At 62.4% G+C, this 17,594-nt stretch carries 15 protein-coding genes; 4 read left to right on the top strand and 11 right to left on the bottom strand.

Annotated elements, in window-relative coordinates:
• Window positions 1-49: 49 nt before the first annotated feature.
• Complete coding sequence (locus ASC86_RS05025; protein WP_056316904.1) at window positions 50-1,750, bottom strand: long-chain fatty acid--CoA ligase; 1,701 nt, start codon at window positions 1,748-1,750, stop codon at window positions 50-52.
• Between the two features lie 393 nt (window positions 1,751-2,143).
• Between ASC86_RS05025 and ASC86_RS05020 the strand changes: the two genes are divergently transcribed.
• The 3 genes from ASC86_RS05020 to apaG all read left to right on the top strand — a co-directional run bounded on the left by ASC86_RS05020 (window position 2,144) and on the right by apaG (window position 5,287).
• A complete protein-coding gene (locus ASC86_RS05020; RefSeq protein WP_056316901.1) occupies window positions 2,144-3,340 on the top strand; it encodes an MFS transporter in 1,197 nt (398 codons plus the stop codon).
• Window positions 3,341-3,545: 205 nt separating this feature from the next.
• The gene (locus ASC86_RS05015) at window positions 3,546-4,679 is read left to right on the top strand and encodes an AI-2E family transporter (protein ID WP_056316898.1); all 1,134 of its coding nucleotides are present in this window, start codon (window positions 3,546-3,548) and stop codon (window positions 4,677-4,679) included.
• A gap of 215 nt (window positions 4,680-4,894) precedes the next feature.
• Entirely contained in the window at window positions 4,895-5,287 is a 393-nt protein-coding gene (gene apaG / locus ASC86_RS05010) for a Co2+/Mg2+ efflux protein ApaG (RefSeq protein ID WP_056316895.1), read from the top strand.
• A 41-nt stretch (window positions 5,288-5,328) separates the two neighbouring features.
• Here apaG and ASC86_RS05005 read toward each other — a convergent pair whose 3' ends face one another.
• The 3 genes from ASC86_RS05005 to ASC86_RS04995 all read right to left on the bottom strand — a co-directional run bounded on the left by ASC86_RS05005 (window position 5,329) and on the right by ASC86_RS04995 (window position 8,732).
• On the bottom strand, window positions 5,329-6,330 hold the full coding sequence (locus ASC86_RS05005; protein ID WP_056316891.1) for an Hsp33 family molecular chaperone: 1,002 nt from the start codon (window positions 6,328-6,330) through the stop codon (window positions 5,329-5,331).
• A gap of 254 nt (window positions 6,331-6,584) precedes the next feature.
• Window positions 6,585-7,502 carry an ornithine carbamoyltransferase gene (gene argF, locus ASC86_RS05000; RefSeq protein WP_056316887.1) on the bottom strand — a complete coding sequence of 306 codons (918 nt, stop codon included), beginning with the start codon at window positions 7,500-7,502 and terminating at the stop codon, window positions 6,585-6,587.
• A 30-nt stretch (window positions 7,503-7,532) separates the two neighbouring features.
• Window positions 7,533-8,732 carry an aspartate aminotransferase family protein gene (locus tag ASC86_RS04995; protein ID WP_056316883.1) on the bottom strand — a complete coding sequence of 400 codons (1,200 nt, stop codon included), beginning with the start codon at window positions 8,730-8,732 and terminating at the stop codon, window positions 7,533-7,535.
• A 443-nt stretch (window positions 8,733-9,175) separates the two neighbouring features.
• Here ASC86_RS04995 and ASC86_RS04990 point away from each other — a divergent pair, with 443 nt between their 5' ends.
• Window positions 9,176-9,715: a GcrA family cell cycle regulator gene (locus tag ASC86_RS04990; protein ID WP_056316879.1), complete on the top strand. Its 540-nt coding sequence runs from the start codon at window positions 9,176-9,178 to the stop codon at window positions 9,713-9,715.
• Between the two features lie 83 nt (window positions 9,716-9,798).
• On the opposite strand, the gene phoB is transcribed toward ASC86_RS04990, so the two are convergent.
• The 7 genes from phoB to phoR all read right to left on the bottom strand — a co-directional run bounded on the left by phoB (window position 9,799) and on the right by phoR (window position 17,540).
• Window positions 9,799-10,482, bottom strand: coding sequence for a phosphate regulon transcriptional regulator PhoB (phoB, locus tag ASC86_RS04985; protein ID WP_056316873.1), 684 nt, complete (start codon window positions 10,480-10,482; stop codon window positions 9,799-9,801).
• A 103-nt stretch (window positions 10,483-10,585) separates the two neighbouring features.
• Window positions 10,586-11,299 carry a phosphate signaling complex protein PhoU gene (phoU, locus tag ASC86_RS04980; protein ID WP_056316869.1) on the bottom strand — a complete coding sequence of 238 codons (714 nt, stop codon included), beginning with the start codon at window positions 11,297-11,299 and terminating at the stop codon, window positions 10,586-10,588.
• A 48-nt stretch (window positions 11,300-11,347) separates the two neighbouring features.
• Entirely contained in the window at window positions 11,348-12,163 is an 816-nt protein-coding gene (gene pstB, locus ASC86_RS04975) for a phosphate ABC transporter ATP-binding protein PstB (RefSeq protein ID WP_056316866.1), read from the bottom strand.
• A gap of 12 nt (window positions 12,164-12,175) precedes the next feature.
• Window positions 12,176-13,498, bottom strand: a complete 1,323-nt coding sequence (gene pstA, locus ASC86_RS04970) for a phosphate ABC transporter permease PstA (RefSeq protein WP_056316861.1) — start codon at window positions 13,496-13,498, stop codon at window positions 12,176-12,178.
• Window positions 13,495-14,979: a phosphate ABC transporter permease subunit PstC gene (pstC, locus tag ASC86_RS04965; RefSeq protein WP_056316858.1), complete on the bottom strand. Its 1,485-nt coding sequence runs from the start codon at window positions 14,977-14,979 to the stop codon at window positions 13,495-13,497. Before pstC ends, pstA begins: the two co-directional genes overlap by 4 nt.
• Before the next feature lie 90 nt (window positions 14,980-15,069).
• Window positions 15,070-16,104 carry a substrate-binding domain-containing protein gene (locus ASC86_RS04960; RefSeq protein WP_056316857.1) on the bottom strand — a complete coding sequence of 345 codons (1,035 nt, stop codon included), beginning with the start codon at window positions 16,102-16,104 and terminating at the stop codon, window positions 15,070-15,072.
• 197 nt (window positions 16,105-16,301) lie between these two features.
• Window positions 16,302-17,540 carry a phosphate regulon sensor histidine kinase PhoR gene (gene phoR / locus ASC86_RS04955; RefSeq protein ID WP_056316854.1) on the bottom strand — a complete coding sequence of 413 codons (1,239 nt, stop codon included), beginning with the start codon at window positions 17,538-17,540 and terminating at the stop codon, window positions 16,302-16,304.
• Window positions 17,541-17,594: the final 54 nt, after the last annotated feature.

The following is a 17,594-nucleotide window of genomic DNA, read 5'->3' as shown; positions in this document are numbered from 1 at the left end:
GGATGCGCCATCTAATCGATTTAGCAGCTGCTGATCAAGCCCCGCAGCCTCAATCGCGCAGGTTCTTGCGCAGGATCTTGCCAACGTTCGATTTCGGCAGTTCGTCGCGGAATTCCACGTATTTCGGCCGCTTGTAGTTGGTCAGAAGCTGGGCGCAGAAGGCCTTGACGTCGGCTTCCGTTAGCGCCGGATCACGGCGCACGACGAAGAGCTTGACCGCTTCGCCCGAATGGGTGTCCGGCACGCCGATCGCGGCGCATTCGAGGATACCCGGCATGGTCGCGGCCACTTCCTCGATCTCGTTCGGGAAGACGTTGAAGCCGGAAACGAGGATCATATCCTTCTTGCGGTCGACGATTTTGATCAGGCCTTCGGGGCTCATGAAGCCGATGTCGCCGGTGCGGAAGAAGCCGTCGCTGGAGATCGCCTTGGCGGTTTCCTCCGGCTTGTTCCAATAGCCGCGCATGACCTGCGGGCCGCGGATGCAGATTTCGCCGATCTCGCCGAGGGCCAGCGTGTTGCCGTCATCGTCGCGGATCTCGACGTCGGTGGAGGGAAGCGGCAGGCCGATCGTGCCGGTAAAGGCGTCGCTGTCCAGTCGGTTGGCGGTGGCGACCGGAGAGGTTTCCGACAGGCCATAACCTTCGGCGATCGGGCATCCCGTCATCTTCTGCCAGCGTTCGGCCACCGGCCGCTGCACGGCCATGCCGCCGCCGAAGGTCAGCGCCAGCGAGGAGAAATCGAGCTTCTGGAAATCGGCATTGTTCATCAGTGCGTTGAACAGCGTATTGAGACCGGGGAAGACATTGATCTTGTACTTGGCGATTTCCTTGACGAAGGCCGGGATATCGCGCGGATTGGGGATCAGGATGTTTTCGCCGCCGGTGCTGAGGCCCATCAGGCCGTTCACCGTGAGCGCAAAGATATGATAGAGCGGCAGCGCGCAGAGGAAGACGAGCCGCTCGGGCCGCGGCTTGCGCAGGAAGGCGGTTTCGAGCCACAGGCCCATCTGCACCATATTGGAGAGCAGGTTGGCATGGGTCAGGGTCGCACCCTTGGAAACACCGGTCGTACCCCCGGTATATTGCAGGAAGGCGACGTCGTCCTGTTTGACGGCAAGGTCCTTCAGCGTCTTGCCGCGGCCGGCGGCGAGCACGGCCTTGAAAGTCGTGTGCCCCGGCAGCGACCATACCGGCACCAGCTTCTTCACCCGGCGCACGACGAGATTGACGATCAGCCCCTTGAAGCCGAGCATGTCGCCCATGGTCGTCACGACGATGTGCTTCAATGCCGTGCGGCTTGCCACCTGCTCGACCGTGTGGGCGAAGTTTTCGAGAACGAAGATCGCCTTGGCGCCGGCATCGTTGAGCTGGTGCTCAAGTTCGCGCGGGGTATAGAGCGGGTTGACGTTGACGACGGTGTAGCCCGCCCGAAGGATCGCGAAAACGATGACCGGGTTCTGCAACACGTTCGGCATCATCACGGCGACGCGGTCGCCCTTTTGCAGGCCGATGGATTGCAGCCAGGCGCCGACCTTGCGGCTTTCGGCTTCCAGCCCGGTAAAGCTCAGCGACTTGCCCATGCAGGTGAAAGCCGGGCGATCCCCGTATTTTGCGCAGGATTGGACGAAGAGTTCGCCGATCGAATTGGCGGCGGGCTTAGCGATTTCGGCGGGCATGCCGGGCGGATAGGAGGCGAGCCACGGCTTTATCGTGGTCTGGCCTGTCATTTGGGCTTGGATGTCCGGCATTTTCTCTCTCCCGCGCAAAGTCTCTTTCGGCTTTCGGTTCGCCGCGCCTTTCGATCGCCCGCGGGCAATCGCCATGATGCTGCTGTCTTTGTGGTGGAAACCTCCCGAATTTCCACATCAGCAGCATGCCGGTTTTGCTGCGGCTCCTCAAGCGCATTCCCGAACTATATAACCTTAACGTAAACGTCAACGCGAGGATGGCGTTACATCGGGAATCCGGGTGGAGATCCCGCCAGATTTAGCGGGTCCTGTTGCAGTGCAAACACTTTCCAGCGGGCAATCGTCATACTATATTGCACCGCAGCAGCCCCATCTTGATTCCGGCATTCCGGCTGCTCTCTCGCATATTCGATTTTCATCCTTCGGCGCTCCGCGCCTGTTCAGGTCTTCGCCATGTCTGATGACGCACTGTCCCATGCCCCGGCTGCCCGTCTGGGCGGATATTCGATTGCGGAACTGGCGCTGGCCGTCGGCAGCTTCGCCATCGGCACGGGGGAGTTCGCGATCATGGGCCTGTTGCCACAGGTGGCGGATAGCTTTGCGGTCTCGGTTCCCGATGCCGGCGTCGTGATCAGCAGCTATGCCATCGGCGTGGTGGTCGGTGCACCGTTGATCGCGGTGATGGCGGCGCGGTATTCCCGCCGCTCGGTGCTTCTGGTGTTGATGGCGCTGTTTGCGCTCGGCAATCTTGCAAGCGCGCTCGCGGGCAGCTTCGGCCTGCTGGTCATCGCCCGTTTTCTTGCCGGTTTGCCGCATGGCGCCTATTTCGGCGTTGCAGCGCTCGTGGCGGCCGGCATGGCGCCGCCGAACCAGCAGGCGCGTGCCATCGGCCGGGTCATGATGGGCCTGACGGTCGCGACCCTGCTCGGCACGCCGCTGGCCGCATGGTTCGGGCAGGCACTTGGATGGCGGGCCGCCTTCGCCATCGTCGGCGGCATTGCGCTGCTCACGGTGCTGCTGGTGTCCATCCATGTTCCCAAGGACAAGGCCAATCCGACTGCCACGCCGCTGAAGGAACTGGGCGCGCTTGCGCGCATCCAGGTCTGGCTGACGCTCGGCATCTGCGCCATCGGCTGTGGCGGCATGTTTGCCGTCTTCACCTATATCACCCCGGCCTTGACGGAATCCGCCGGCGTACCGCTCGCCAGCGTGCCGATGATGCTGTCGGTTTTCGGCGCCGGCATGATCGCCGGCAACATCGTGGGGTCACGGCTTGCCGACTGGGCGCTGATGCCGGCCATCGGTATTGCGTTGCTCTTCAATCTGGCGGCCTTCCTGCTCTTCGCCTTCACCATGACGTCGCCGTGGCTCGCGGTCCTCAACGTATTCCTGATCGGCGGCGGCTTCACCGTCGTTCCCGGCATCCAGATGCGCCTCATTAACGTTGCCGGCGAAGCCCGGACTCTGGCGGCCGCCCTCAGCCATTCCGCCTTCAACATCGCAAACGCGATCGGTGCGTGGCTCGGCGGCGTTTCGATCGCGGCCGGTTACGGCTGGACATCGACAGGCCTTGTCGGCGCGATCATGGGCGTTGCGGGCATCGCCATCTTCCTCACCTCGGCCATGCTTGATCGCAAGGCTGCCGCCTGACGACATTGGTATGACGCCGCAATATTTCCTGATTGAAACAAAATGCGGCGTCTTACCCTTGTCATCCTCATCCTGACATCATTACTTGTGCCGCATGAAGCCCGTCAGACGTAGCAAAGCGACTGGTGGTATCGTTGCTTTGCTGGCATGCTAAAAGGTCTGACGAGGAGGAAATTGCGTGGCGATTGGCCAATTTGAACGGGGAATGCCGCAGCAGCAGGAGCCGCGCCTTTTCGGCCGTCCTGCATCCGAGCGTTCGGCGCTGATCGGGCCGATCTCGGCGGCGCGGTGGCTGCTTGTCTTCGTCCTTCTGGCCGGCGTCTATTTCTTCCATGGTTTCCTGGTGCCGGTGCTTGCCGCTCTCGTCATCGGCTTTGCCACCTGGCCCATCTATCGGCGGCTTCTGGCGGCGATCGGCGGCAATCGCACGCTCGGCGCCACCATCGCTATCCTCTGCGTCGTCGCCTTCATCGTCGTGCCGATCACGGTCGCGGCCATGTATGCGGTGGAGGAATTGCGCGGCTGGATGTTGTGGGCGATCGAGACCAACAGGGTCGGCGCGCCCGTGCCTCCGTGGTTTGCCGATATTCCCGGCATCGGCGGCTGGCTGGCGACGCAATGGACCCTATATGTCGGTCACCCCAAGGCGATCGGCGAACTCGTCCAGCTGATCAGCGGCTCGAATATCGGCAATATCTATCGCGGCGTGCTCGTGGTCGGCACCTCGGCCTTCCAGGCGCTGCTGACGCTCTTGTTCATGCTGATCTCGCTGTTTTTCGTCTATCGCGACGGCGAATCCTTCGTCGCCCAGATCGACAAGCTCGGCGAGCGCATCCTGCCGATGCGCTGGGAGCGCGTTTCGCGCATTGTGCCGCTTACCATCAGTTCGACGGTCACCGGCATGGGCACCATTGCCATCGGCGAAGGCATCGTGCTTGGCGTCGCCTATTGGCTGGCGGGTGTGCCGTCGCCGGTCACGCTCGGCCTCATCACCGGCATCATGGCGCTGATCCCCGGCGGCGCGCCGCTCTCCTTCACGCTGGTCTCCGCCTATCTGGTCGTCAGCGGTTCGCCCGTGCACGGCCTTGCACTTCTCGCCTGGGGCTCGGTGGAACTCTTCATCGTCGATAAGACGTTGCGGCCGCGGCTCGTCGGCGGGCCGATCAAGCTGCCCTTCCTGCCGACCTTCTTCGGTCTCGTCGGCGGGGTCAAGACCATGGGTTTCCTTGGTCTCTTCGTCGGGCCGGTGCTGATGGCGCTGCTGGTTGCGATCTGGCGCGAATGGCTGCACGAGGTCACGTCCCATCCGCCGCCGCCGGGCGCGATCATCCGCGAATAAGGGTCTTTACGCCCCTCAAAACTCCCTCGCAGGCGGGCCGATAACTTATCACAACGGTTACCTTTCGCGTTATTCTTCGCGAAACCAACTTGTTGTAGAGTAAGCTCGGCTAAAGCCTGTCGTGCAAAAATGCGTGCGCGGTTTTGCGATGAAACAAGGACTTGAAGCATAGGCAATCCAAGAGATCGTGAATGCTTTGGGAATGAGGGTTTGGAATGTATCGCGCTTTGACCTGCGATATCGAGGTGACGGTTGAGCCCTATTATCTGGAAGAGCAATCTGATCCGGATGACAGCCGCTATGTCTGGGGTTACCGAATTCTGATCGCCAACAAATCGGGCAGGACCGTGCGCCTGATGTCGCGTTACTGGAACATCACCGACGAGAACGGCCAGGTCGACGAGGTCAACGGCCCCGGTGTCATCGGCGAGCAGCCGGTGCTCAATCCCGGCGAAACCTACGAATATTCGTCCGGATGCCCGCTCGATACGCCGTCCGGCATGATGTACGGCCACTATTCGATGGAGACATCGGAAGGCGAGATTTTCAACGTCGCCATCCCCGCCTTCTCGCTCGACAGCCCCGGACAGGTCCGCACGCTGAATTGAAAAAGGCCCCGCGGAGCAGAGCCTTTTATCTATCTTTGTTTTTACTGCGGCCGCACTTCCGTCGCCTCGAAGCGATAGGTCGTCGAGCAGAACTCGCAGGTCACGCTGACATAACCGTCCTCGACCGTGTGGTCGATGTCTTCCTGGCTGAAGCTTGCCAGCACGTCGCGGATCTTTTCGCGCGAGCAGTTGCAGCGGTCGAAAACGGCCTGCGGCGGATAGACCCGCACACCACGTTCATGGAACAGCCGGTAGAGCAGGCGCTCGGTGCCGACGGTCGGGTCGGTCAATTCGTCCGCATCGATCGTCTCGACCATGACCACGGCTTCGTCCCAGAGGTCGTCCACCTCGAAATCGTCGTGCGGGTTGCTGCCGTCGCCGCCGGGAAGGTCGGCCTGACGCATGCGCTCCGGCGCTGACGGCAGGAACTGGGCGACCATGCCGCCGGCCCGCCAGCGATGGCGCGGCTTGCCGTTTTCATCGCGGTCGAGAAGCTCGGCCACGCCAAGGCGAACCTTGGTCGGGATCTGCTCCGATTGGCGGAAATAAACGCCGGCGATTTCCTCGAGCGAGGCGCCATCGAGCGGTACGATGCCCTGGTAACGCTGCGTATGGGCGCCTTGATCGATGGTGAAGGCAAGCACGCCTTCGCCTAGCAGTTCCTGCGGCTGCGTCTTGCCATTCTTTTCGGCCGTGGCCAGCGCCTCGGCGTTGTAGCGGGCGTAGGCGCGCACCCGGTCGGGCGTCGAGAAATCGGCGACGACGAGATCGACCGGGCCGTTGCTCTTCGTCTGGACGATGAGCTTGCCTTCGAATTTCAGCGACGTGCCGAGCAGCACGGTCAGCACGACGGTTTCGGCGACCAGCCGGGCAACGGGCAGGGGATAGTTGTGACGCTCCAGGATCGCATCCAGCATCGGCCCCAGCTGGACCGCGCGGCCACGCACGTCGAGACCTTCCACCTGGAAGGGAACGACATGGTCGTCACCGGCGAAATCGAACTGGCCAAGGCCTTGCAGGGTGCCCGTCGTGGTTTCCGTCATCGTTCTTGCTCCTTGGCATACGCTTGGGGGCCGCCGGCATGCAGTTTTGCGTGCCGGCGTCCATGCGCAGCGCTCGTTTGATCCGATGTCCGTACCCTTGCGGGACGTAGCGATCGGCAGGCCTTGCCGCCTGAAACGGTGGGCCGGATGGGTTGAATGTACAGCGTGCTAGAGCGCCCGTTAAGGGCGCCGGCGTTCCGGACGCTTAGATTGGGTGCCCGACCCGGACTTTCAAGAGATTGCGATCCCCGCCGTCAGAAGGCGCCGAGGCACCAGGCGAGGATCGACTTCTGGGCATGCAGGCGGTTTTCCGCCTCGTCGAACACGACGGATTGCTTGCCGTCGATGACGCCGTCCGTCACCTCTTCGCCGCGATGGGCGGGCAGGCAGTGCATGAAGAGCGCATCCTTGTTGGCCTTCTCCATCAGCGCTTCGTTGACCTGGAAGGGCTGGAAGATGTTGTGGCCGCGGGCGCGATGCTCCTGGTTCATCGAGACCCAGGTGTCGGTGACGACGCAATCGGCGCCTTCGACCGCCCGGTCGGCATCATGGCAGAGCAGGATGTTGCCGCCGTTGTTGCGCGCCCAGTTGAGGATCTTGTCTTCCGGCTCCGAGCCCATCGGCACGGCCATGTTGAGCCGGTAGCCGAAGCGCGCGGACCCTTCGACCAGGGAGTGCAGCACGTTGTTGCCGTCGCCGCTCCAGGCGATGGTCTTGCCCTTCACCGGGCCGTTATGCTCCTCGAAGGTCATGATATCGGCCATGATCTGGCAGGGGTGAGTGAGGTCCGTCAGGCCATTGATGACCGGCACGGTCGCGTGCTCGGCCATTTCCATAAGGCGGGCATGGTCGGTGGTGCGGATCATGATCGCATCGACATAACGCGACAGCACCTTGGCAGTATCGCCGATGGTTTCGGCGCGGCCGAGCTGCATCTCCGTGCCGGAGAGGAACAGCGTCTCACCGCCGAGCTGGCGCATGCCGACATCGAAGGATACGCGGGTACGGGTCGAGGGCTTCTCGAAGATCATCGCCAGCATCTTGCCGGAAAGCGGCTTGTCCGCGGTTCCGGCCTTGGTTGCCGCCTTTCGCACGCGGGCATCGTCGATGATGGTGCGAAGATCGGCCGCCGTCATGGCGGAAAGGTCGAGAAAGTGTTTGCTACCGGCCATTCTATGGATGTCCTGCTCTTGTTCGGCTGTTTATGCGCTTGCCTTGGTATTCTGGGCCCGGACCCGCTCGGCGGCACGCTCGATGCGGGCCATGCCTTCGCGGGCTTCCTCGGCCGTCACCGTCAGCGGCGGCAGAAGGCGGATGACGTTTTCGCCGGCGGGAACCGCCAGAAGCTGTTCGGCGCGGATCGCATGCAGCAGATCGGCCGAGGGCACCTTGGCCTTCAGGCCAAGCATCAGTCCGTCGCCCCGCACGCTTTCGATGACATCGGGGAAGCGGTCGGCTAGCGACGCAAGGCCCTGGCGGAAAACGAGGGCGACATCGCGGATATGATCGAGAAATCCATCTTCGAGCACGACGTCGAGCACGGCATTGCCGACGGCCATGGCGAGCGGATTGCCGCCATAGGTCGAGCCATGGGTGCCGGCGACCATGCCGGAGGCGGCTTCCGCCGTCGCAAGGCAGGCACCGAGCGGAAAGCCGCCGCCGATACCCTTGGCGACCGCCATGATGTCCGGCGCAATACCGGTCCACTCATAGGCGAAGAGCTTGCCGGTCCGGCCGATGCCGCACTGTACTTCGTCGAAGATCAAGAGCAGGCCGTATTCGTCGCACAGCGAACGCAGCTCTTCGAGAAATTCCTTGGGAACGACGCGGATACCGCCTTCGCCCTGGATCGGCTCGATCAGGATCGCGGCCGTCTCGTCGTTGATAGCGTTCTTCACGGCGGTCATGTCGCCGAAGGGAACCTGATAGAAACCCGGCGCCTTCGGGCCGAAGCCTTCGAGATATTTCGCCTGGCCGCCGGCGGCGATGGTAGCGAGCGTCCGGCCGTGGAAGGCGCCCTCGAAAGTGATGACGTGGAATTTTTCCGGGTGACCCTTGGAGAACTGGTAGCGGCGCGCCGTCTTGATCGCGCATTCCAGCGCTTCCGCGCCCGAATTGGTGAAGAACACCTTCTCAGCGAAGGTGTTGCGGGTCAGGCGGTCGGCAAGCTTTTCCTGTCCCGGAACCTCATAGAGGTTGGACAGGTGCCAGACCTTCTCGGCCTGATCCTTCAGCGCCTCGACCAGATGCGGATGGGCATGGCCGAGCGAATTGACCGCGACACCGGCTGCGAAGTCGAGATATCGGCTGCCATCCTCGGCGATCAGCCAGACGCCTTCGCCTCGCTCGAACCGCAGGGGCGCGCGAGAATAGGTGTCGTAGAGCGGCTTGGCTTCGGCCATGGCGCGGGTCTCCTTCGGTCTTCGTGGCTGATGGCGTCGGCTTCTCCTGAAGCGATGCCGGAGCGGTCGCGAGAAATTAAAAATGCCGCCTTGCGGCGGCTCGGGCACTATCGACATTTCACCACGGGATGTCAACAAAACTGCCGGGTTTGCGGCAATTTGCACGCGCCCGGCGCTGGCGGATTCCTTCGGGAATTTTTTCAGCTGAAGACCCTTGCAAAAATGCCACGCCTCGGCAGCAAGTTGGGGAAAACTCAAAAATCGATTCGCTCGGATTCCAGGGACTCTTGTCACGGAGTCCCCCTGTCTCTACGTTAACGGACAATTACTAGACGCAAGCGGCGGACCTAGTCACCAAAAGTATTGTGGCGTTTCAGCTTCGGCATATGGCCGGGGCGGGGTGATGGATTCTGTCCTCCCGGCGCTGTCACGGAGGCATGAGCATGAACTGGACAGACGAGCGCGTAGAAAAGCTGAAGAAGCTGTGGGCCGAAGGTCTGAGCGCAAGCCAGATCGCCGCACAGCTCGGCGGCGTCAGCCGCAATGCCGTTATCGGCAAGGTTCACCGTCTGGCGCTTCCCGGCCGCGCCAAGGCCGGCGGTACGACGGCAACCCCGGCGCGGGCCAAGCGCCCGGCCGCTGCCTCCGCTCCGCGCGCCACGACCTTCACCGCTGCCCGTCCGACGGCTGCGCCGCGTCCTGCGGTTCGTCCGGCCGGCTCCGCCGTGATGAAGGAAGAGGTCGAATTCGACATCGAGGCCGAAGACGAAATACAGACGATCGGCAGCAATGTCGTCGTGCCGATGTCGCGCCGCCTTGGCCTCACCCAGTTGACCGACCGCACCTGCAAGTGGCCGATCGGCGATCCGATGAAGGAAGAGTTCCACTTCTGCGGCAACGATAGCCCGGATACATCGCCTTACTGCACGTTCCATGCGAAGCTGGCCTACCAGCCCTCCGCCGAACGCCGCCGGGCCCGTTAAGCGCAGCTTCATTGGAAAAGCCGCCCTACCGGAAGGATGGGCGGCTTTTTTTGTTTTTCCGGCAAGTGGCGGCGGGCCGATGGTCAGCCTTCGAGAGAATAGCCGGCGCCGCGCACGGTGCGGATCACGTCCTGCATGTTTGAGAAATTCAACGCCTTGCGCAGGCGGCCGACATGCACGTCGACCGTGCGTTCGTCGACATAGATGTCGTGGCCCCAGACACCGTCCAGCAACTGCGAGCGCGAGAAGACGCGGCCGGGGGACGCCATGAAGAATTCCAGGAGGCGGAATTCCGTCGGGCCGAGGCGCACTTCGCGGGTCTTGCGGTGCACGCGGTGGGTTTCGCGGTCGAGTTCGATATCGCCGCATTTCAGCAGGGTGGACAGCACTTCCGGCTTGGCGCGGCGCAGCATCGCCTTGACGCGGGCCATCAGCTCAGGCGTCGAGAAGGGTTTGACGACATAGTCGTCGGCGCCGGTGGCAAGGCCGCGCACCCTCTCGCTTTCCTCGCCGCGCGCCGTCAGCATGATGATCGGCAGGCGTTCGGTCTCCGAGCGCTGGCGCAGCCGGCGGCACAGCTCGATGCCGGAAACACCGGGCAGCATCCAGTCGAGAATGAGCAGGTCGGGCAGCCGCTCCTGCAGGCGGATTTCGGCCTCGTCGCCACGATTGATCGTATCGACTTCGAACCCTTCGGCTTCCAGATTGTAGCGCAGGAGAACGCTGAGGGCTTCCTCATCTTCCACGACGGCAATTCTTGGTTGCATTTATTCGCTCCTTGACGCCCGCATAAGGGGGCGTTCGCCGGACCATACACGGTCCGGCGTTTCGTTTGGACTTTCGCGGTTCATCGGTCCGTTTCGGCGGCGATCAGTTGCCGATCGCGCCGACGGTGTTGGCGGTGTCGTCCTTCGGACGTTCGCCGACCGGGGCGGCGCCCGTCGCCATGTAATAGATCGTCTCGGCGATGTTGGTCGCATGGTCGCCGATGCGCTCGATGTTCTTGGCGCAGAACAGAAGATGCGTGCAGGGGGTGATATTGCGCGGATCTTCCATCATGTAGGTCAGGAGCTCGCGGAACAGCGAGGTGTAGATCGCATCGATCTCGCTGTCGCGCTCGCGGATGCTGTTGGCCTTTTCCGGCGAACGGGAGGCGTAGACGTCGAGCACTTCCTTGAGCTGCATCAGCGCAAGCTCGGCGAGATGTTCGAGGCCTCGGGCAAGCTGGCGCGGCAGGCTGGAATTGGCAACCGCGATGACGCGCTTGGCCGTGTTCTTGCCGAGGTCGCCGACCCGCTCGAGATCGGCGGCGATGCGGATCGAACCCATGATTTCGCGCAGGTCCGCCGCCATCGGCTGACGCTTGGCGATGGTGATGATCGCCTTCTCACCGATCTGTCGTTCGGCCTCATCGAGCACGACGTCGTCGGAAATGACCTTTTGGGCCAGCGCCAGATCGGCATTGACCAGGGCGCGGACGGAATCGGCGACCATCTGCTCGGCCAAGCCGCCCATCTCGGAAATCCGCCGCGACAGGTATTTCAGGTCTTCGTCATAGACGGAAACAATATGTGAGGAGCTCATCGTTCTTCCTTCGGATCACATTCAGGTTTCAAGGCAGAGAAGCCATCATCAGCCGAAGCGGCCCATGATGTAGTCCTGCGTGCGCTGGTCGTCCGGGTTGGTGAACATCTTGTCGGTATCGTTTTCCTCGACGAGATTGCCGAGGTGGAACATGGCGGTGCGCTGCGAAACGCGGGCGGCCTGCTGCATCGAATGCGTGACGATGACGATCGTGTAGTTGGCGCGCAGCTCGTGGATCAGTTCCTCGACCTTGGCGGTGGCGATCGGGTCGAGCGCCGAGCAGGGCTCGTCCATCAGGATCACTTCCGGGCTGACGGCAACGGCGCGCGCAATGCACAGGCGCTGCTGCTGGCCGCCGGAAAGGCCGGTGCCGGGCTCATGCAGGCGGTCCTTCACCTCGTTCCAGAGGCCGGCCTTCTGCAGGCTCAGTTCGACGATCTGGTCGAATTCCGCCTTGGTGCGGGCGAGGCCATGGATTTTCGGGCCGTAGGTGACGTTGTCGTAGATCGACTTCGGGAACGGGTTCGGCTTCTGGAACACCATGCCGACGCGGGCGCGCAGTTCCACGACGTCGATGTTCGGGTCGTAGATATCGTCCTCGTCGAGGGTGATCTTGCCGGTGACGCGGCAGTTGTCGATCGTGTCGTTCATGCGGTTCAGCGTGCGCAGGAAGGTCGACTTGCCGCAGCCGGAAGGGCCGATCAGCGCGGTGACGGTGTTTTCGCGGACGTTGAGGTTCACATCGAAAAGAGCGCGCTTCTCGCCGTAATAGACGGAAACATCCTTGCCGATCATCTTGTAGGGGACGGAGTTCATTTTCTGATCGAGAGCCTTTTCGACTGCTGCTTCGGACATCATGTTCATGTTTCTACCTCACTACCAGCGACGCTCAAAGCGACGCCGCAACAGGATTGCGCCAAGGTTCATGATGACGAGGAAGACCAGGAGGATGATGATCGCACCCGATGTCCGTTCGACAAATGCACGCTCTGCTTCATTGGCCCACATGTAGATCTGCACAGGCAGGGCCGTGGAGGGTTCCATCGGGGAGCCCGGATAATCGACGACGAAGGCGACCATGCCGATCAAGAGCAGCGGTGCGGTTTCGCCGAGCGCATGGGCAAGGCCGATAATGGTTCCGGTCAGGACGCCCGGCATAGCGAGCGGCAGGACATGGTGGAAGATGGTCTGCATCTTCGAGGCGCCGAGCCCGAGCGCTGCCGAACGGATCGACGGCGGCACGGCCTTCAGCGCCGCGCGGGTGGCGATGATGATCGTCGGCAGCGTCATCAGCGTCAGCACCAGGCCGCCGACCAGCGCCGCCGAGCGCGGCATGCCGGCGAAGTTGATGAAGACGGCAAGGCCCAGCAGACCGTAAACGATCGAGGGAACGGCCGCGAGGTTGTTGATGTTGACCTCGATCAGGTCGGTCAGGCGGTTCTTCGGTGCGAATTCTTCAAGATAAATCGAGGCGCAGACGCCGATCGGCAGGGCGAGAACGAGCACGATCAGCATCATGTAGAGCGAGCCGAGAGCGGCAACGCCGATGCCGGCGGCTTCCGGGCGGCTCGATGCGCCGTAGGTGAAGAGACCGGTGTTGAAGGACTTGGTGAGCGATCCGCTTTCGGAAAGCATCTTCATCCACTCGATCTGCTTGTCCTTCACCTTGCGGTTGGCTTCGGCGACGGTGAGATCGATCTGGCCCTTGTTGGCGCTGTCGATATTGCCTTCGGCGAGCAGCGAAACGGTCTGGGTCGTGCCGATCACCGACGGATTTGCGACGACGATGTCGCGCAGCTGAGTGCGGGCGCTGGCCGAAACCATGTCGGTCGCCTGCTTGACCAGGGCACGGTTGGCCGGGTCGATGTTCAGAGCCTTGACCAGCGCGTCGCGGACGAGCAGCGGATAGTTCGCCGTCATCAGCTTGGCCGGATTGTCGGCCCTTTCGTTCTTCGGATCGATGACCTTTTCGGAAAATTCGATCGGCAGCGAGATCGTGGTCTGCAGGAAGGCGGTGTAGCCGTTGGACACCACCGTCCAGAGCAGGACGAAGAGGAAGAACAGGCCGGTCAGGATGGCAGCCACGCCATAGACGCGGAAGCGCTTTTCCGCACGATAACGTTTCTTGATGCCGATATCGCGGCGGGTCTGGGCGGGGCGCACGAAAGTCGCGGGGGAGGAGGCGGTGATCTCGGTCATTCGTACTGTTCCCGATATTTACGCACGATGTAGAGCGCATAGATGTTGAGGCAGAGCGTGATCGCAAACAGGGTGATGCCGAGCGCGAAGGCCACGAGCGTCTGCGGCGAGTTGAACTCGAGGTCGCCCGTCAGCTGGTTGACGATCTTGACCGTCACGGTGGTCATCGCTTCGAACGGATTGAGCTGCATGCGGGCGGCAACACCGGCGGCCAGTACGACGATCATGGTTTCACCGACCGCACGCGAAGCCGTCAGCAGCAGCGCGCCGACGATGCCGGGCAGCGCGGCGGGCAGCACGACCTTCTTGATCGTTTCCGAGCGGGTGGCGCCAAGACCGAGCGAGCCGTCCCGCAGCGAGCGCGGTACCTGGGTGATGATGTCGTCCGACAGCGAGGAGACGAATGGGATCAGCATGATGCCCATGACGATGCCGGCGGTCAGGACGCTCTGTGCCTGGATGAAGTTCACATAGTTTCCGGTGACGAGCCCATTCAATTCCGCCGAGAAATCGCGCAGGAACGGGCCGACGGTGATCAGGGCGAAGAAGCCGTAGACGATGGTCGGGATGCCCGCGAGGATTTCCAGGAGCGGCTTGGCGATGCTGCGAACGGCGGGGCGGGCATATTCCGCCATGTAGATCGCCGCAAAGAGCCCGACCGGAACCGCAAACAGCATGGCGACGAACGCGATGTAGAGCGTACCGGCCAGCAGCGGCAACAGGCCGAACTGGCCTTCCGCACCGCCGCTGCCGGCAGCCGCGAAGCGCGGGTCCCAGACCGTGCCGAAGAAGAAGGTGCTGGGCGAGACCGACTGGAAGAAGCGGATTGCTTCCGACAGCATCGAGCCGATGATGCCGACCGTCGTCAGAATGGCGATGAAGGAGGCGAGCAACAGCGCGCCGAGCATGACGCGTTCGACGCGATTGCGGGCGCGGAAGGGAGCCGAGATGCCGCGCAGCGCGAAAACCGCGCCGGCAAGCGCGATGACGATGACGGCGGCCGTCATGGCCAGCTGGCTGCCGTCCTTCAGGTCGTTGTATTCCTGGGCGGTGCCGAGCAGATAGGGCTCGCCTTCGCTGGCCATCGGCACGCCCTTGGCGGCGAGGGTTTCGCGCAGGTTGGCGCTGCCATTGGTCAGCGCGGCGAGTTCATCGCCGCTCAGGAGGCGCAGGCCGCCGGCAACCGACATCACCTGACCGACCGCCAGCTGCACCGGGGCCTCGCCCTGGCTCGTCACGCTCTCGGGAAGCGCCTCGCGGATCGTCTTCTCGATCATGACAGGGCTTGCGACAAGCCAGACGCACAGCACGGCGAAGGCGGGCAGGAGAGCCCATATCGCCGCATAGGTGCCATGGTAGCCGGGAAGGGAGTGCAGCGTCGAAAGCTTGCCGTTGGCGCTGGCGACAGCACGCGACCGCGCGACGAAATAGGCAGTAACGCCGATAATCAAAACGATCAAAAGAATAAGAGAAGTGCTCATCAATAGGCCCCCCGGTCATTTCAATCATGAAAGCCGGCACTGCAACGAGGGAATGCGGCACGGCAATGCTGCCGTGCCGCCTGTCTGCTGTCAGAGCATGTTGCCGGCGGAGAAAGCCTTGCGGACTTCTTCGCGTTCTGCATCCGGGGCCGGAACGAGGCCGTAGGCGGCGAGCGGGCTGTCGGCGCCGATCATCTGGTCGTCGAGGAAGAATTCGACATATTCCTTGAGGCCCGGAATAACGCCGAGGTGCGCCTTCTTGACGTAGAAGAACAGCGGACGGGAAACCGGATATTCGCCGGAAGCGACGGTTTCAACCGAAGGAGCGATGCCGCTCATGGTGGCCACCTTCAGCTTGTCGGCATTGTTTTCGTAGAACGAAAGGCCGAAAACGCCGATGCCGTTCTTGTTGGAAGCGATACGGGCGAGGGTTTCGGTGTAGTCGCCGTCGATGTCGATCGCCAGACCGTCCTTACGAACGGCGATGCACTTCTTGGCGGCTTCCTTCTCGTCGGCGACGAGGCCCTTGATGACGTCGGTCGCGCCGGCTTCCTTGCAGCCTGCAGCCAGAACCTTCTCGTCGAAGACTTCGCGGGTGCCGTGCTTTTCGCCCGGAATGTAGGCGGCGATTTCGACGTCCGGCAGGTCCTTGTTGACTTCCGACCACTTCTTGTAGGGGTTGGCGACGAGCTTGCCGTCGACGACGACTTCAGCCGCGAGCGCCAGGTAGAGATCCTTCGGAACCAGCTTCAGGTCGGCATTGCCGCCGTCGGTCGCGAAAACGATGCCGTCATAGCCGAACTTGATTTCCTGAACTTCGGTGACGCCGTTCGACTTGCAGGTTTCCAGCTCGCTGTCCTTGATCTTGCGCGAAGCGTTGGCAACGTCGATGGTGTCCGGGCCGACGCCCTTGCAGAATTCCTTCAGGCCAGCGCCCGTGCCGCCGGATTCGACGACCGGCGTCTTGAAGTCCGGGAAGGTTTCGCCGAAGGTTTCGGCAACGATCTTGGCATAGGGAAGAACGGTGGAGGAGCCGGCAACCTGGATCTGGTCGCGGGCGGCGGCGGCGCCGGCAAAGGCGACCGATGCAACCAGGGCTGCAGCAGTGAGTTTCAAAACGTTCATCGAAATTCTCCCGGAATTGGGCTTGTGTTGGTGCGCCTTTTTGCGGGCGCTCGCATTGGCCGCTTCGATCGGCTGCCTCTAACTAGACCCCGATGGCCTTATCTTTTATGTCAATTCGGTGAAACATTTGTGACAGGCTAAGATATTGAATAGTATCAATTATTCAGAGTGTTTCAGCGACTGTCGCGGCTTTTGTGTCAGAACTTGACGGTAAAGACCGTGCCCTTGCCGACTTCCGACTGCACGATGAGACGGGCGCGGTGGCGGGTAAGGATGTGCTTGACGATGGCAAGGCCGAGGCCCGTGCCCTTCTTGGTGCGGCTCGCCTCGACATTGACGCGGTAGAAGCGCTCGGTGATCCTAGGCACATGCTCGGCCGGGATGCCCGGCCCATGGTCGCGCACGGAAACCTCGACCGGCTCGTCGCCGCCGCCGGTAAGCGTCACCTCGACCCGCTTGCCTTCCTGACCGTATTTGCAGGCGTTCTCGATCAGGTTCTCGAAGACTTCCGTCAGTTCGTCGCGGTCGCCCTGCACCGTTGCGGGGTGAGCGGGCAGGTCGAGAACCACCTCCACGCCCAGTTCCGACGCCAGCGGCGCGAGGCTGTCGCGGACATGGCCGAGAAGCGGCGCAAGGTCGATGCTTTCGTCGGGCGCGATATGGGATTTCAGCTCCAGCCGCGACAGCGACAGCAGGTCGTCGACCAGCCGGCTCATGCGGGTCGCCTGCTCGTGCATGATGCCGAGGAATCGTTCATGCGCCTTCGTATCGCCGCGCGCCGGTCCCTGCAGCGTCTCGATGAAGCCGCGCAGCGAGGCGAGCGGCGTGCGCAACTCATGGCTGGCATTGGCGACGAAATCGGACCGCATCCGTTCGATCCGCCGCGCCTGCGAAACATCGCGGAAGGAGAGCACGAAGAGTTGTTCTCCGGTATCGGCGGCTTTCTCCGCCGGCGCGGCCCGCACGATATAGACCGCATCGGACGGGATGCGCTCGGAATGCTCGATCTGGTTGGGTTTGCCGGTGGCGATGGTTTCGCGCACCATGTCGAGAATGCCCGGCGAGCGCAGCCGCGCCGAAAGGTCCGTATTGGCTGGAATGGCGCCGAAAGCCTTTTCCGCCGCGCGGTTCTGCAGGCGTACGCTTTCATCGCCCGAAATCACCAGGATCGGCATGTCCAGCGCATTAAACGCGGCAACGAGGATGCCGAGATCGGACGCGGAGGGGGCAGAGGTCGTCAAAACCGGTTGCGGCGGTGGCGCCGCCTTTTCGCCGCGCGGACTGAGAAGCGCGATCATCAGCACCAGCCAGAGAAGGCCGACCGCCAGCGTATGGATGCCGGCCAGAACGAGCGCGACACCCGCGACGATGGAAAGGAGAACCAGCCAGCGCCGTTCGCGCAGTGTTTCTCCCAGTCTTTCCGCAATGGCTTTCATTGTCTGCAATATGCTTCTTTCGGTGGCATGTGCGCTGCTGATAGCCGGCATTTA

The sequence above is a fragment of the Rhizobium sp. Root1212 genome (assembly GCF_001424985.1).
In the GTDB taxonomy this organism is placed as follows: domain Bacteria; phylum Pseudomonadota; class Alphaproteobacteria; order Rhizobiales; family Rhizobiaceae; genus Pararhizobium.
This window is presented reverse-complemented; position numbering and strand designations above follow the sequence as displayed.